Source organism: Rhodococcoides trifolii (assembly GCF_014635345.1).
In the GTDB taxonomy this organism is placed as follows: Bacteria; Actinomycetota; Actinomycetes; order Mycobacteriales; family Mycobacteriaceae; genus Rhodococcoides; species Rhodococcoides trifolii.
Genome location: NZ_BMCU01000003.1, coordinates 45406 through 60889, shown reverse-complemented (window position 1 = coordinate 60889; position 15484 = coordinate 45406). Strand labels below are relative to the sequence as shown.

At 64.5% G+C, this 15484-nt stretch carries 13 protein-coding genes and 1 tRNA gene; 6 read left to right on the top strand and 8 right to left on the bottom strand.

Annotated features, from left to right (window positions below; genetic code table 11):
• Positions 1-29 precede the first annotated feature (29 nt).
• Genes pyk through IEW02_RS13555 form a run of 3 tightly spaced genes read left to right on the top strand, consistent with a single transcriptional unit; the run spans position 30 to position 3441 of the window.
• Positions 30-1445 carry a pyruvate kinase gene (gene pyk, locus IEW02_RS13565; RefSeq protein ID WP_188545401.1) on the top strand — a complete coding sequence of 472 codons (1416 nt, stop codon included), beginning with the start codon at positions 30-32 and terminating at the stop codon, positions 1443-1445.
• A gap of 14 nt (positions 1446-1459) precedes the next feature.
• Positions 1460-2359 (top strand): acyl-CoA thioesterase, encoded by a 900-nt coding sequence (locus IEW02_RS13560; RefSeq protein ID WP_229746111.1) that lies wholly within the window; start codon positions 1460-1462, stop codon positions 2357-2359.
• Between the two features lie 5 nt (positions 2360-2364).
• Positions 2365-3441, top strand: coding sequence for a winged helix DNA-binding domain-containing protein (locus IEW02_RS13555; RefSeq protein ID WP_188545400.1), 1077 nt, complete (start codon positions 2365-2367; stop codon positions 3439-3441).
• Positions 3442-3447: 6 nt separating this feature from the next.
• Here the strand turns inward: IEW02_RS13555 and IEW02_RS13550 are convergent.
• Positions 3448-3524, bottom strand: a tRNA-Leu gene (locus IEW02_RS13550).
• Positions 3525-3668: 144 nt separating this feature from the next.
• On the opposite strand from IEW02_RS13550, the gene IEW02_RS13545 reads away from it, so the two are divergent.
• On the top strand, positions 3669-4298 hold the full coding sequence (locus IEW02_RS13545; RefSeq protein ID WP_188545399.1) for an ANTAR domain-containing response regulator: 630 nt from the start codon (positions 3669-3671) through the stop codon (positions 4296-4298).
• A gap of 165 nt (positions 4299-4463) precedes the next feature.
• Entirely contained in the window at positions 4464-5801 is a 1338-nt protein-coding gene (locus IEW02_RS13540) for an ABC transporter substrate-binding protein (RefSeq protein ID WP_188545398.1), read from the top strand.
• Between the two features lie 162 nt (positions 5802-5963).
• Here the strand turns inward: IEW02_RS13540 and IEW02_RS13535 are convergent, their stop codons facing one another.
• From IEW02_RS13535 to IEW02_RS13520, 4 genes are read right to left on the bottom strand one after another with little or no spacing between them, the layout of a single operon-like run.
• Positions 5964-6773 carry an ABC transporter ATP-binding protein gene (locus IEW02_RS13535; protein WP_188545397.1) on the bottom strand — a complete coding sequence of 270 codons (810 nt, stop codon included), beginning with the start codon at positions 6771-6773 and terminating at the stop codon, positions 5964-5966.
• Positions 6770-7789, bottom strand: a complete 1020-nt coding sequence (locus tag IEW02_RS13530) for an ABC transporter ATP-binding protein (RefSeq protein WP_188545396.1) — start codon at positions 7787-7789, stop codon at positions 6770-6772. Before IEW02_RS13530 ends, IEW02_RS13535 begins: the two co-directional genes overlap by 4 nt.
• Positions 7782-8771 (bottom strand): branched-chain amino acid ABC transporter permease, encoded by a 990-nt coding sequence (locus IEW02_RS13525; protein ID WP_188545395.1) that lies wholly within the window; start codon positions 8769-8771, stop codon positions 7782-7784. The genes IEW02_RS13530 and IEW02_RS13525 overlap by 8 nt, the downstream gene beginning before the upstream one ends.
• Positions 8772-8774: 3 nt before the next feature.
• Positions 8775-10157, bottom strand: a complete 1383-nt coding sequence (locus IEW02_RS13520) for a branched-chain amino acid ABC transporter permease (RefSeq protein ID WP_371829954.1) — start codon at positions 10155-10157, stop codon at positions 8775-8777.
• A gap of 244 nt (positions 10158-10401) precedes the next feature.
• On the opposite strand from IEW02_RS13520, the gene polA reads away from it, so the two are divergent.
• Positions 10402-13065 (top strand): DNA polymerase I, encoded by a 2664-nt coding sequence (gene polA, locus IEW02_RS13515; RefSeq protein WP_188546102.1) that lies wholly within the window; start codon positions 10402-10404, stop codon positions 13063-13065.
• 56 nt (positions 13066-13121) lie between these two features.
• Here the strand turns inward: polA and trxA are convergent, their stop codons facing one another.
• The 3 genes from trxA to IEW02_RS13500 are packed head-to-tail and all read right to left on the bottom strand — an operon-like array spanning position 13122 to position 15444.
• Positions 13122-13499 carry a thioredoxin gene (gene trxA, locus IEW02_RS13510; RefSeq protein WP_188545394.1) on the bottom strand — a complete coding sequence of 126 codons (378 nt, stop codon included), beginning with the start codon at positions 13497-13499 and terminating at the stop codon, positions 13122-13124.
• Between the two features lie 43 nt (positions 13500-13542).
• Positions 13543-14706 (bottom strand): PIG-L family deacetylase, encoded by a 1164-nt coding sequence (locus IEW02_RS13505; protein ID WP_188545393.1) that lies wholly within the window; start codon positions 14704-14706, stop codon positions 13543-13545.
• Between the two features lie 30 nt (positions 14707-14736).
• Entirely contained in the window at positions 14737-15444 is a 708-nt protein-coding gene (locus IEW02_RS13500) for a DUF2652 domain-containing protein (RefSeq protein ID WP_188545392.1), read from the bottom strand.
• Positions 15445-15484 lie beyond the last annotated feature (40 nt).

Below are 15484 nucleotides of genomic sequence, written 5' to 3'. Positions count from 1 at the left end.
CAACGGTGTCAGGGACTAGGGTTTGACGGGTGAGCCGACGGACGAAAATCGTATGCACCCTGGGACCTGCGACAGCAACGGACGAGCGGATCAAGGAACTCGTCGAGAGCGGAATGGACGTCGCCCGGCTGAACTTCAGCCACGGCGACTATCCCGATCACGAAGCCAACTACAACCGAGTGCGCGCGGCCTCCAACGCGACCGGCAAGGCGGTCGGCATCCTGGCGGACCTGCAGGGTCCGAAGATTCGCCTCGGCCGTTTCAAGGAAGGCCGCACCACGTGGGCCAACGGTGAGCTGATCCGAATCACGGTCGACGAGGTCGAGGGCACCCACGACCGCGTGTCGACCACCTACAAGGAACTCGCGCTGGACGCCAAGGAAGGCGACCGCCTCCTCGTCGACGACGGCAAGGTCGGTCTCGTCGTCACCGGTGTCGAGGGCAACGACGTTCTCTGCCGTGTCACCGAGGGTGGACCGGTCAGCAACAACAAGGGTGTGTCGCTCCCCGGAATGGACGTATCGGTGCCGGCGATGTCCGAGAAGGACACCGCCGACCTCGAATTCGCGCTGGCGCTCGGAGTCGACTTCATCGCGTTGTCCTTCGTACGGTCACCGGCCGACATCGAACTGGTCCACTCGGTCATGGATCGCGTCGGGCGTCGCGTGCCGGTGATCGCGAAGATCGAGAAGCCCGAAGCAGTCGACAACCTCGAAGCCATCGTGCTCGCGTTCGACGCAGTGATGGTCGCCCGCGGCGATCTCGGTGTCGAATTGCCGCTCGAGCAGGTACCTCTGGTGCAGAAGCGAGCCATCCAGATCGCGCGCGCCAACGCCAAGCCCGTCATCGTGGCAACGCAGATGCTCGAGTCGATGATCGAGAATTCCCGTCCCACCCGCGCCGAGGCGTCGGACGTCGCCAATGCTGTTCTCGACGGAACCGACGCGGTGATGTTGTCGGGGGAGACCTCCGTCGGCAAGTTCGTGATGGAGACCGTGCGCACGATGGCGCGGATCGTGGAGACGGTGGAGACGGACGGCGACGCGGTTCCCGCGCTGTCGCACACTCCGCGCACCAAGCGCGGCGTCATCTCGTACGCAGCGCGCGACATCGGTGAGCGACTCGACGCGAAGGCACTCGTGGCGTTCACCCAGTCCGGCGACACCGTTCGCCGCATGGCGCGCCTGCACTCTCGTCTGCCGCTCCTCGCGTTCACCTCGATTCCCGAGGTTCGCAGTCAGCTCGCGCTCACCTGGGGTACCGAGACGTTCCTGGTTCCCTTCGTCGACACGACGGATGGAATGGTCCGTGAGGTCGACAAGTCCCTGCTCGAACTCGAGCGGTACAACCGCGGAGACCAGGTCGTCATCGTCGCCGGTGCTCCTCCCGGCACGGTAGGCTCCACCAACTTGATCACCGTGCACCGTCTGGGAGAAGAGGACTGATCCGATTGACCGACGTGGGGGGCAGTGCCGGGGTGGGGACACCGGCACGGAGATCGGTCGATCTCGACGGTTTTCTCGATCTTCTCGATCTGATCGAAGTCGACGAGAACACGTTCGTCGGTAAGCATCCCGCGCAGGTTGCGAGCCGCACGTTCGGTGGTCAGCTCGTGGCGCAAGCGCTCGTCGCTGCGGGTCGCACCGTGTCGGGTGACCGCCCGGTGCACGCGATCAACGCGCACTTCATCCGCGGCGGAGACGTCAAGGCGGACATCGAGTATCGCGTCGAACGGCACCGTGACGGACGCGCTTTCGCCAATCGTCAGGTGACCGCGTACCAGAACGGGAGCGAGCTGTTCGTCATGCTCGCGGCGTTCCAGGACTTCCGCGCCGGGCTCGAGCACAGCGTCGAAGTGCCCGAGGTGGCGTACCCCGAGGATCTGCCGCCGCTCGGCGATCACTTCGAGGGCTACGAGGATCGTCTGCAGATGTTCGTCAATGCCCTCAAGCCGATCGACATGCGCTACGCCAACGACCCGGCGTGGATCATGCGCGGCACGGGGGAGAAGCTGAACCACAACCGTGTGTGGATGCGAGCGGACGGGCCGCTGCCGGACGATCCGAACGTTCACGTCGCCACCCTCGGATATGCCTCCGACACAACGGTTCTCGACTCCATCATCACCACGCACGGCCTGTCGTGGGGACTGGACCGCATCGTCGCTGCGACCGTGAACCACTCCATCTGGTTCCATCGTCCGTTCCGATTCGACGACTGGGTGCTCTACTCGACAGAATCGCCCGTCGCTGCGGGCTCGCGAGGCTTGGCGACCGGCCGCTTCTTCTCGCGCACAGGTGAATTGGTGGCCACGGTGGTACAGGAAGGTCTCATCAGGCATTTCCCGGCCCGGGGCTGACCTCGGTGGCCGCGTCCGGGTCGACACTCACTCGGGAGCAGTGGAGCCGTACGTTTCTGCACCGCCAGCGGCTGTGCGGTACCCATGCCCCGGCCACGGCATCCGAACTCGTCCACGCCAATGTCGCTCTGCAGTCGCAGAATCCACAGGCCGCGTTCTATGCCCTGCGCTGCCGTGACCAGTCCTTCGAGCCCGCGGCGTTGGACGAGCTCGTGGGCTCGGGTGGGGTAGTGCGAATCGCGGCCCTGCGCAGCACGGTCATGACCATGCTGCGCGAGGACGTGCAGGCATTTCGCACGCTCGGGGCACCAGCCCTGCGTAACGAGGCCCTGCGCAATCACGCGCCCCGCTTGAGCGAGGCAACCGTCACGGACATCACTGCGGTGGCGTCGGATGTGTGTGCGGGAGGGGACATCCCGATCACGAGACTGACCGCTGCCCTGGCCGCGCGATGGCCTACGGAGGACCCGTCGACGATGACTGCTGTCGCCCGGTGTCTGCTCCCGCTCGTCCAGCTTCCACCTCGTGGACTGTGGCGCGCCTCGTCGGGAATCGTGTACCGACTCGTCGACGTGCCCGCCGACGATCACGACCACCGGCCGGACGTGGCGCTGCGGTATCTCCGCGCTTTCGGTCCGTCGACGGTGAAGGCAGTGCAGATGTGGATGGGTGTCACCGGACTGGGCGCCGTGCTCGGTCGTCTGATCGAGACGGGAGCGGTACGGCGATACACCGGACCGGACGGGGAGAAGTTGTTCGATGTCGACGACGGAACCATCGTCGACGATGCACCTGATCGTGCGGTGATGTTGGCTCCGTTCGACCACGCCGTGGTGTCCAACGCCGACCGCGGGCGCATCGTGGACGATGACGTCTTCCGCGCCATGTCCACCGCGAACGGCGTGTCGACCGGATATGTCCTGACGGGTGGTCGAGTGGTCGGCAGCTGGAAGGTGTTGGCGCAGAACGCTGCAGGACCACGGACGGTGGACGTCACGCTGGTCGCCGACGTGACGCTTCGCCGGACGAGGGAGATCGACGCCGAGGTCGAACGATTGACGGAGTTCTGCAACCGCCGGTGATGCACGTGGTGCCCTCGGTGAGACTCGAACTCACACTGCACGGGTTTTGAATCCGTTTCCTCTGCCAATTGGGATACGAGGGCGCGGTGATGAAGTGTAGAAGATCGGTGCGAGCGCCCCGGCACCGGTACCCTCGACTCGCCCCCGCCCGCTGAGGCGGGAACACTGACGAGCAGGCGCCGGTGTGGTGACGGACAACGAATCACGTCGAAGGGGACTGATCGAAGATGGATGCTCCGACAACGAATTCCGAGTCCGCGGGCAATGCCGCACCAGCGCGTCGCGTGTTGGTGGCCGAGGACGAGTCGCTGATCAGGTTGGACCTCGTGGAGATGTTGCGTGAAGAGGGCTACGACGTCGTGGGCGAGGCCGCCGACGGCCAGCAGGCGGTCGAGATGGCAACCGAACTGCGGCCCGACCTGGTCATCATGGATGTCAAGATGCCGAGGCGCGACGGTATCGATGCGGCGTCCGAAATCGCCGCGAATCGCATTGCGCCCGTTGTCATTCTCACTGCGTTCAGTCAGCGCGAGCTGGTGGAGCGTGCGCGTGATGCCGGTGCCATGGCGTACATCGTGAAGCCGTTCACCAAGGCCGATCTGGTGCCCGCGGTCGAACTCGCAGCCAGCCGGTTCTCGGAGATCTCGGCCCTCGAAGGTGAGGTTGCCGACCTGCAGGAGCGGCTGGACACCCGCAAACTGGTCGAGCGTGCGAAGGGCTTGCTGATGACGTCGCAGTCCTTGTCCGAACCCGATGCCTTCCGGTGGATTCAGCGAGCCGCGATGGATCGACGGACGACGATGAAGGCCGTTGCGAAGGTCGTCATCGAGACGCTCGACGTGCCGCCCGCCGAATAGTTCGGCGCCCCACGCTACGACGATGTTAAATGACGGCCTCAGCAGATAACAGTCAGGTCACGAGGCCTGCTGAGCGAGTCGCAAAACGCCGCGGGAGGATACCGTCACTCCCACGAGCGAGCGCGGTCTCGATACGCGTCGCACAAATTTCTAGGAGACCTTTACATGGCAAAACGGACCATCGTCCGGACCGCTGCGGTGGTGAGCGTTGCATCGCTCGCCCTCTTCGGCTGTTCGTCGAGCGACTCCGATTCCGGCGGTGACACCTCGAGTGCAGCGTCCGGTAGTTCGGCGGCGGAGACCACAGTTTCCACCGACTGCACCCCCGAGCAGGCCACAGCCGGTGCAACCCCGGTCACCACACCGTTGAAGGTCGGAACGATCCTTCCCGAAACCGGAAGCCTCGCGTTCCTCGGACCGCCCGAGGTCGCCGGCGTCCAGCTTGCGGCCAACGACATCAACGCCGCCGGAGGCGTTCTGGCGCAGCCGATCCAGCTGTTCCCGGGTGACTCCGGTGACACCACCACCGACACCGCCAACACCACGGTCGACCGTGAACTGGCGCAGGGCGTCAGCGTCATCGTCGGTGCCGCGTCGTCGTCGGTGTCGCTCAAGGTCATCGACAAGATCGCGAGCGCCGGGGTTGTGCAGTTCTCGCCGGCCAACACATCGGACCAGTTCGTGTGCTACCCGGACAAGGGACAGTACTTCCGCACCGCTCCGACCGATGTGCTGCAGGCGCAGGCACTCTCGCAGCTCATCGCCGAAGACGGTGGCCAGCGTGTCTCGATCCTGGCGCTGAACGATCCGTACGGCACCGGTCTCGCGGCCAACGCGCAGTCCGATCTCGAGGCCGCCGGCATCGCGTCCGACCAGATCCAGAAGATCATCTACGACCCCAACGCGCAGTCGTACAACGCCGAGATCGACCAGGTGGTCAGCTTCGCACCGGACGCCATCGCCGTGATCGGTTTCGACGAGTCGGCGCGCATCCTGACCCGTATGGCCGAGGTCGGCGTCGGGCCGGCCGACAAGGCGGTCTACGGAGTCGACGGCAACATGGGCAACGCGCTCGGTGAGCAGGTTGCACCGGGACTGTTGTCGGGCATGAAGGGCACCACGCCCCTCACCGACACGGGACCGGCCTTCCAGGAACGCCTCAAGGCCGTCAACCCCGGTCTGGTCGACTACAACTACGCCGGTGAGTCCTACGACGCGGTGGTCATCTCGGCACTCGCGGCCGAACAGGCCAAGTCGACAGCGGGCACGGACATCGCTGCGAACATCAACAGCGTGACCAAGGACGGCACCAAGTGCACCAGCTTCCAGGAGTGCCTGCCGCTGGTTCAGGCCGGTACCGACATCGACTACGACGGAATCACCGGTGAGCTCGACTTCACCGATTCCGGCGAGCCGTCGGTCGGGTCCTACGGACGCTTGGAATTCGGTCCGGACAACAAGCTGATCGTGCCGACGCCGGGATACATCGTCGTCCGTAGCTGATCTTCCAGAGCTCCACACGAAGGCCCGGGTTCACTGTGAACCCGGGCCTTCGTCGTGTTCGGGAAGCCGCGCCCGTTCCGACGGCCCTACGACAACGGCCCTACGACAACGGCCGCCCCACACGCTGAGTGTGGGACGGCCGTTGCGGCAGGGGTTGGCGGACTACTTCTTCTCTTTGCTCCCGGCCAGCGTGCCGAGGTACAGCTCGATGACCTTGGGGTCGTTCATCAGGTTCGCACCGGTGTCGGTGTACGCGTTCTTGCCCTGGTCCAGAACGTAGCCGCGGTCGCAGATCTGCAGGCAACGGCGCGCGTTCTGCTCGACCATGATGATCGAGACGCCCGCTGCGTTGATCTTCTTGCAGCGAATGAACACTTCGTCCTGGAACATGGGGGACAGGCCCGCGGACGGCTCGTCCAACAGGAGCACCGACGGTTCCATCATCAGGGCGCGGCCCATCGCCACCATCTGACGTTCACCGCCGGACAGTGCCCCGGCCTTGATCTTCCGACGTTCCCGTAGAAGCGGGAACAGCTCACTGACGAAGTCGAAGCGCTCCCCGAATTTCTTCGGACGCAGATAGATTCCCATTTCCAGGTTCTCTTCGATGGTCAAGGAAGGAAACACGTTCTGCGTCTGCGGAACGTATCCGACACCCTTGGTCACCAACACGTGCGCTGCAGCCGAGGTGATGTTGTCGCCGCGAAGCGTGACCTGACCTTCGCGGATCGGGATCAAACCGAACATCGCCTTGAGCAGGGTGGACTTTCCCGCGCCGTTGGGGCCGATGATCCCGACGATCTCGCCGTCGTTGAGGAAGAAGTTGCATTCCTTGAGGATGTCGACGCCGGGGATGTATCCGGCCACCAGATTGTCCGCACGAACCAGGGCGCCTTCGGCGAGCCTGCTGTGTTCTTCGGGGGTTGCGGCAAATTCCGCCGCAGTCAGTTGTCCTGCAGCCGATTCGGTCATGATTTGTCCTTCTTCAGTGCCTGCGGTGTCACGTCGACGTCCGTGGTCGACAGGTCGCCGCCCGACTCCAGCGTCTCGGCTTCGGCTTGCTCGAGCGCTTCGGCCAGTTCGGCAGTAGCGCCGACGGGATTTCCGTTCTCGTCGAACTCCAGCGCCTGGTCGTGGTGGGTGCCGAGATACGCGTCGACCACGGCCTCGTTGTCCGCCAATTGGGCGGGAGCCGATTCCGCGATCACGCTTCCCTGAGCCATGACGACAACCCAGTCGCTGATGTCCCGGATGACGTCCATGTCGTGCTCGACGAAGACCACGGTCATGCCGTCGTCGCGCAACGATTTGATATGGCCCAGGAGGCTTTGCGTCAGAGCAGGATTGACACCCGCCATCGGTTCGTCCAGCATCACCACGGCCGGATCGGTCATCAGCGCCCGTGCCATCTCGAGCAGCTTGCGCTGTCCACCGGACAGCGAGCCCGCCAAGTCGGTCGCCTTGGCGTCGAGCTTGAACCGCGCCAGAAGTTCGTTGGCACGTTCGGTGATCTCGCGTTCCTGGGCTTTCCACGTCCACGGCATCAGGGTGTTGATGATCTTCTCACCCTTCTGACCGGTCGCACCGAGCCGGACGTTGTCCAGCACAGTGAGTTTGGACAGCGCCTTCGTGAGCTGGAACGTGCGAACGACACCTTGCCTGGCCACCTGGTGCGGAGTCATCTTTCCGAGTGACTTGCCGTCCATGGACCAGGTGCCGGTGTCGGGCTGGTCGAAGCCGGTCAACAAGTTGAACAGGGTGGTCTTACCGGCACCGTTCGGTCCGATCAGACCGGTGATGCACCCGCGCTGAATTTCCAGGTGCGCCACATCGACGGCTTTGAGGCCACCGAAGGTCCGCGAGACACCGTCCACCACGAGCGTCGGATCGGGTTTGGGAACTCCCGGAGTGTTCTCCACCGCCTCGAACAGCGATGATCGCTGTTCCTCGGACAGGGGTTTACGTGAATCGACTGTTGAGTCAGGCATCGAGCTGTACCTCCCGCTTGTTGCCCAGTATCCCCTGTGGTCTGAATACCATCAGCACCGCGATCAGCAGGCCGAGGAGGACGTAGCGCACTGCGCCAACCTGCTGCTCTGTGAGACCGATCAGCGGATCGTCACCGGCGGTCGCCTGACGCAGCAGAACGTCGGGAATCGACAGAAGGAACCAGAACAGCATGGCGCCGACGACCGGTCCGAAAACGGTGGCTGCTCCACCGAGAATCAGAGCGCCGAAGGCGAAGAACGTTTGAGCGGTCGAGTAGAAGTCCGGGTTGATCGACTTCGTCTGCAGTGCGTTGAACACTCCGCCCGCGCCGCCGATCACACCGCCGAGGACGAGCGCCTGCATCTTGTAGACGAAGACGTTCTTACCGAGCGACCGGGCGGCGTCCTCGTCCTCGCGCACGGCCTTGAGGACGCGACCCCACGGGCTGTGGGTGAGGAGATAGACGAGCCCGCACAGAAGCAGGACCAGTGTCCAGCCGACGAGCATCGCCCAGAGATCGTCGCCGTAGAACCGCACACCGACGAACGAATACTGCTTGGCCGAGTCGAACGGGCTCAGGTTCGTGAACGGATCCGCGAACCCGAAGAGTCCGTTGGTCGAACCGGTGACGCCGTTCGTCGCCGTCGAGCGGAACACCAGGCGAAGGATCTCCGACGCCGCGATGGTCACGATGGCCAGGTAATCGGCTCGCAATCGGAGCGTCGGGATACCGAGGACGAGAGCGAGAAGGCCCGCGGCGGCCAGTCCGACGAGGATGCCGAGCCAGAGGGGCTGCTCGTAGGTGATCGTCATGATGCCGACGCCGTACCCGCCGAGGAGAGCGAATCCGATCTGGCCGAAGTTGAGCAGTCCGGCGTAGCCGAAGTGCAGGTTCAGCCCGATTGCGAGCAGTGCGTAGAAGATCGCGGACGGCCCGATGAGCTGGGCCAATGAAATCTGAAGTGCTCCAACAATATCCATGGATCAACCGATCCTTTGCCGCGAGCCGAGGATGCCTTGCGGCCGGACGATGAGGATGACGATCAAGACGAGCAATCCTCCGATGTACTTGAGGTCGGGATTGATCACCAGCGTGGACCACTGGACGAGCAGACCGACGATGACACAGCCGAGCAGGGCGCCGTACGCGGTACCGAGTCCACCGAGCGTGATGCCGGCGAACATGAGCAGCAAGAGCTTGAAACCCATCTCCCACTGGACTGTTCCGCCGAGTTCGGACAACGCGAACAGCACGCCGCCCAGCGCTGCGAGCCCGCCGCCCAGGCACCAGACGAACGTGATGACACGTTCGACGTCGATGCCGGACGACGCGGCCAGGTCCTTGTTGTCGGACACGGCGCGCATCGCTTTGCCGATCTTCGTGCGCTGCAACATCAATGCGACCAGAACGAGAACGACGATGCTGATGATGATGCAGGCGAGGTTCACGTTCGTGATGGCGAACGGTCCCCAGTCGTTCTCGGTGCGCGCTCGGTAGTCGACGAACGACTGTGACCGATCCGAGTAGAAGATCAGGATCAGGTAACGCAAGCCGATGGCCAGGCCGATCGAGACGACGAGCTGCGCGATGAGTCCCGTTCGGCGTCGCCGCAGTGGTCGCCAGATGAGGGAGTTGTTCAACCAGCCGACGATCACGCCGACGATGACGGCGAGGACGGTGGCAGGGATCAGCTGGACTCCCATCTTGACGTTGATCACCCATGCCGCGACGGCACCGAGGGTGACCAGCTCACCGTGGGCGAAGTTCGTCAGGCTCGTGGTACCGAAGATCAAGCTGAGGCCGATGGCGGACAGCGCGATCACCAGGCCGAAGCGCAAGCCGTCCACCGTGATGCGAATGAACTTCTCCCAGAACGGAACCACGGTCGCGGTTCGTGCTTCACCGAAGGAGAAGATGACGGTGTTGGACTGGCCTGCGGCGATGGTCCGCTCCACCGAGCCCTGCACGGACACACCGTCGGGGAGGGTCTCGGGGACGACTTCGAACGTGTAGGCGCCAGGGGACACGTCGAGAGTCCAGGCACCGTTGTTGCCCGACGTGGTTCGGGCTGCTTCCGCACCGGACGAGTCCACCGCTCGAACGTCGACACCGGACAGACGTTCACCGGCGTTGTTCAGAGCGCCGCGAACGGTGATGGCGTCGGCGGCGGGCGTCTGCGACGTGGCGGGGGCACCGGTAGCGGGGGCACTGGTGGCGGGGGGAGGTGTGGGGGTGGGTTCCTGCGCGAAAGCGGTGCCGCTGAAGGTGGCGAAGGCGATCAGGCCGAGGAGAGCGACGACGAGTGCTCGGCCGAGGCTGGTGAACACCAGCGCTCGGCTGGGCGGCCGCGGAGTCGTGGGGGGCAAGCTGGGTCCTCCGGACGATAGAACGATGTCGGCCGCGGCCGACGAGACTTGCTGGCGGATTAACTTCTGGCAATTGTGGGACTGTATCGGTTGAAGAGTCACCGAAACGGCGTCTTCAATTTCTTGCGTGTTTCGGTCTTGTTTCCACCGTCGGATCCACCGCTGTGCGGGGGCCGCCGCGGTTGTCGGTGGGTCTCCCTAGACTGACCGAGTGAGCCCAGCCAAGTCAGCGACACCCACCTTGATGTTGATCGACGGCCACTCCGTCGCCTACCGGGCGTTCTATGCGCTCCCCGCCGAGAACTTCAAGACGACCAGCGGGCAGACCACGAACGCGGTGTACGGCTTCACGTCGATGCTGATCAAGCTCCTGCAGGACGAGTCGCCCACGCACATCGCCGCCGCATTCGACGTGTCGCGGCAAACCTTTCGGGCTGAGGCGTTTCCCGAGTACAAGGCGAATCGGTTGAAGACGCCCGACGAGTTCTCGGGTCAGATCGACCTCACGAAGGACGTTCTCGGAGCGCTCGGCATTCCCGTCATGGCCGAGCCCGGCTTCGAGGCCGACGACATCATCGCCACGTTGACCACACAGGCCGTCGAGCTCGGTTATCGCGTGTTGGTCGTGACCGGGGACCGTGACTCACTGCAGCTGGTCAACAAGAACGTGACCGTTCTGTACCCGCGAAAGGGAGTCTCGGATCTGACGCGGTTCACACCCGAGGAGGTCGAGTCCAAGTACGGCCTGACCCCAAGCCAGTATCCCGATTTCGCTGCTCTGCGTGGCGATCCGAGCGACAACCTCCCCGGAATTCCCGGGGTGGGGGAGAAGACGGCCACCAAGTGGATTCGGGAGTACGGAAGCCTGGATTCCTTGGTGGATCGCGTGGACACCGTGCGGGGGAAGGTCGGCGACGCGCTGCGCGCAAACCTGTCCAGCGTCGTGCTGAACCGGCAGCTCACCGAAATGGTGCGCGACGTTCCGTTGCCCTACACACCGGATCAGTTGCAGCTGCAGGCGTGGGACCGAGACCGGGTCCATGCGCTGTTCGACGATCTGGAATTCCGTGTCCTGCGCGACCGGCTGTTCGACACACTCACGTCGGCGGAGCCCGAGTCGGACGAAGGGTTCGAAATCCGAGGCGGCGGGCTGGCGCCCGGAGAACTTCCCGATTGGCTTGCTGCGCACGCCAGTTCGGGACAGCGAACCGGCCTGTCCGTGGTCGGGACCCGGTCGCCGTACAACGGTGAAGCCACCGCCGTCGCGTTCGCCGCGAGCGACGGTGAAGGGGCGTACATCGAGACCGTGGCACTGACCGAGGCAGACGAGTCCGCGCTCGCGGCGTGGCTGGCCGACCCGTCCAAGCCCAAGGCGCTGCACGAGGCCAAGTGGGCCATTCACGCGTTGCACGGGCGCGGTCTCACGCTGAACGGGCTGACCAGCGACACGGCTCTCGCGGCGTACCTCGTCCGCCCGGGGCAGCGCAGCTTCACCCTCGACGACCTTTCGCTCAGATATCTCAAGCGGAACCTGCGGGTCGACGGTGCGGAAGAGGCGCAGCTCTCGCTTCTCGATTCCGAGGACGACGCTCAGAACGCTGTCGCCGAGGCTCAGATTCTGCGAGCACAAGCGGTTCTCGATCTGGCCGCGGCTCTGGATCAGGAGTTGGTGCTCATCGAGTCGGTTCCGCTGCTCGCGGACATGGAGCTGCCGCTGCTCGAGGTGCTCGCCACCGTCGAACGGACCGGCATCGCAATCGATCTCGACCACCTCCACGACCTGCAGAGCCGATTCGCGGGTGAGGTGTCCGTGGCGGCAGAGGCGGCGTACGCGGTCATCGGCAAGCAGATCAATCTCGGTTCGCCCAAGCAGTTGCAGGTGGTGCTGTTCGACGAACTCGACATGCCCAAGACCAAGCGGACGAAGACCGGCTACACCACGGACGCGGAAGCGTTGCAGACTCTGTTCGAGAAGACGGAACACCCGTTCCTGCGCCACATGCTGGACCACCGTGACGCCACCCGGCTCAAGGTCACCGTCGACGGCCTGCTGAAGTCGGTGTCCGACGACGGACGGGTGCACACCACGTTCAATCAGACCATCGCGTCCACGGGCAGGCTGTCGTCGACCGAGCCGAACCTGCAGAACATTCCGGTCAAGACGGCCGCCGGCCGCGAGATCCGCGAGGCGTTCGTGGTCGGCGACGGTTACGACATGATTCTGACGGCCGACTACAGCCAGATCGAGATGCGCATCATGGCGCACGTGTCCAAGGACGCCGGGCTGATCGAGGCGTTCAACACCGGCGAGGACCTGCACAGCTTCGTCGGCTCGCGTGCCTTCGGCGTCCCGATCGACGAGGTCACCCCTGAACTGCGCCGGCGGGTCAAAGCGATGTCGTACGGCTTGGCCTACGGGCTCAGTGCCTACGGCCTCTCACAGCAGCTGAAGATTTCGACCGAAGAAGCCAAAGAGCAGATGGACGCGTACTTCTCCCGGTTCGGTGGGGTGCGTGACTACCTGCACGAAGTGGTGGAGGCGGCACGCAAGGTCGGGTACACCTCGACGCTCTACGGGCGTCGGCGCTATCTTCCGGACCTCACCAGTGACAACCGGCAGCGCCGCGAGGTCGCGGAGCGTGCCGCCCTGAACGCGCCCATTCAGGGCACCGCGGCCGACATCATCAAGGTCGCGATGATCGACGTACAGACGGCACTCGACCGGTCCGACCTCCGGTCCCGGATGCTTCTGCAGGTTCACGACGAGCTCGTTCTCGAAGTCGTCGAGTCGGAGCGGGCGGAAGTCGAGGAACTGGTGCGCAGCAAGATGGCGCATGTCATCGACCTGTCGGTCCCGCTCGAGGTGTCGGTCGGAACCGGGCGGACCTGGGACGGCGCGGCGCACTGATTTGGGGTGCACGAAAGCCGGGCGGGTGGTGAGACCCGCCCGGCTTTCGGTGTCGTCTACTCGGCCGGCTGCTGCGCGGCCTGGTCGGCTATCTGCTTGCGTACGTCGTCCATGTCGAGCGCTTTTACCTGCCCGACCAGGTCTTCCAGCGCAGCAGGGGGAAGTGCTCCGGGCTGCGCGAACACCAGCACGCCCTCGCGGAACGCCATGAGCGTCGGGATCGATTGAATGTTCGCGGCGGCGGCCAGCCCCTGCTCGGCCTCGGTGTCGACCTTGCCGTACACCACGTCCGGGTGGGTCTCGGACGACTTCTCGAACGTCGGCGCGAACTGGCGGCACGGTCCGCACCAGGACGCCCAGAAATCCACCAGCACCACGTCGTTGCCGGTCACGGTGTCATCGAAGTTCTGCTGGGTAAGTGTCTGCGTTGCCACACTGTTCCTCTCGTCTACCTGATTTTCACGCCTTGTAAATTGCTCAACGTCGACAGGTCACCGAATCTTCCCGTGCTCGGTCGTCGGTGAGGGAGGTGTCGAGCGCGCGTTCGGGTAGCACTCGAACGAAGTACTCGACGCCGAACATCTCGCGAAGAATGGCGTCGGGAAACATCCCGGGATCTATGGGGTACTGCGACCGGTGCGCGGCCGTGGCCCTGATCTTGTGGCCGACGAACAACGAGACGTCGATACAGGTATCGACCCGTGCGTCCACCCGGTCGCCCGAGGGAAGTGCCCTCGTCTCCACCGGACGGGCGCGCCCGTCGCTGGGAACGGACTCCGCTGCGACGAAGGTCAGGCTGGTCACGTCGTCCACCGCGACCACGTGCGCGTTGCGGGGTCGACCCGTCGCGATGCTGACCTCGCCGATGAACTCGCCCGGGCCAGAATGATCCACCACCCTGACCTGCCCGTCATCCCCTTCGCGGCGGACTTCTACCTTCCCCGACAGCAGGAAGTACATGGACGTCGCGGCTTCTCCCTGTTCCACCAGGTAGGAGCCCGACGGGAACCATTCGACGTTCACCAGGTCGCCCGCATACCCCAATGCGCTCGTCTCGCGCGAGAACACCCAGAGCGCACGGACGAAGTCGTCGGACCCCTTGAAGCGGGTGGCCAGCTCGACGACCCATTCGGCCAGTCGATAGCCGAGCAGCATGCGGCTCCGCGGCAGATAGCAATGAAAGAGACGGACCGCCGATTCGTGCTCGGTGCAGGCGGTGGTGACCGCTGCGCCGACGGCGATGTGATCGGAATGGCCAGAGAAACCGTCAGGGCCGAAGGTGATCACGACGTCGGGTGCGAACTCGTCGAGAAGTGCGGAGGCGATGTCGGCGAGTACCGAGGCGGCGACCGCGCCGAGATCACCGTCGACGAAGTCGAGACACTGCGTCTCGGCGAGGCCGAGTTCGGCGCCGGCCGCGGCGAGTTCCTTCTCGCGAACGGCCGTCAACGTAGCCCGCGTGGCCGTGCTCGCGTCCCGTATCTGGCCCCCGCCGCCTTTGGTGAACGACACCACCCGGACGTCGGCGCCGTCGCTTGCGTACTTGGCCAACGTGCCACCGGCACAGATGGTTTCGTCGTCCGGGTGGGCGAAGATGCCCAGGACACGCAGTGGTCGAGTGGTCGAGTCGTCGTGCGCCAAGATTGTCCGTTCTGCACGTGATCACTGCCGTCAGGCGGTGAGTCTCCTCCGTCGCAGTCCCAGCATGTACGGCATTCCGGCGCCGGCGACAGCGAGTGTCTTACCGAGTCTGCCGATAATCGTCTGCCCGTGCACGGCGGAGCCCGGCACCGGGAGATCTGCGATGTCCACTATGTGCGACGTGACCGGTCCGATGCCCTCGAGGTCGTGGAAGACCTCGGTCGTGGGGACTGGGACGGACGCACCGCCCGCACGGAGGAGATCGTCCGACAGCAGCACGTACTCGTCGAGCTCGACTGGATTCTTGAGCAGACGATGCACGTGAATGACGTCGATGCCGACGAGCTTGCGCCGATTCCGGATGGTCTGGGTGGCCACCTCGCCGAGGTGCGCCACGAACTTGAGCTGCAGGCTCGTCGCGCGGGTGCAGCTCTTGCACGGGCACAGGTTGGTCTGGACGTACGTGCGCTCGAGATGGAACGCCTGATGCATCGCTGCAGCCGCATCCAGCGTTCGCTGCAGGACGGCCGGCTCGCTCGATGTGTTCGTTTCCAGGGCGAGAAATGCCGCGTCGCCCTCGATCTCGATCAACTCGAAGTCCGGCACGGCATCGATCACGCGCCCGAGCAGGCGCCCGGTGTTCACCTCGGCGTGCGCCAAACTCATCCTGTGCGAACCCATGTACGCGGTGTAACCACTCATGTCGGCGATGAGGAGAAGTGTGGGGCCGGTTGTCATGTGACGCTCTTTCTCTGGATCGATGCGGTCGGCACCGAGG

Coding starts and splice junctions, on each gene's coding strand:
- IEW02_RS13545 (WP_188545399.1), top strand. CDS start 3,669: ATGGATGCTCCGACAACGAATTCCGAGTCCGCGGGCAATGCCGCACCA.
- IEW02_RS13540 (WP_188545398.1), top strand. CDS start 4,464: ATGGCAAAACGGACCATCGTCCGGACCGCTGCGGTGGTGAGCGTTGCA.
- IEW02_RS13535 (WP_188545397.1), bottom strand. CDS start 6,773: ATGACCGAATCGGCTGCAGGACAACTGACTGCGGCGGAATTTGCCGCA.
- IEW02_RS13530 (WP_188545396.1), bottom strand. CDS start 7,789: ATGCCTGACTCAACAGTCGATTCACGTAAACCCCTGTCCGAGGAACAG.
- IEW02_RS13525 (WP_188545395.1), bottom strand. CDS start 8,771: ATGGATATTGTTGGAGCACTTCAGATTTCATTGGCCCAGCTCATCGGG.
- polA (WP_188546102.1), top strand. CDS start 10,402: ATGTTGATCGACGGCCACTCCGTCGCCTACCGGGCGTTCTATGCGCTC.
- IEW02_RS13500 (WP_188545392.1), bottom strand. CDS start 15,444: ATGACAACCGGCCCCACACTTCTCCTCATCGCCGACATGAGTGGTTAC.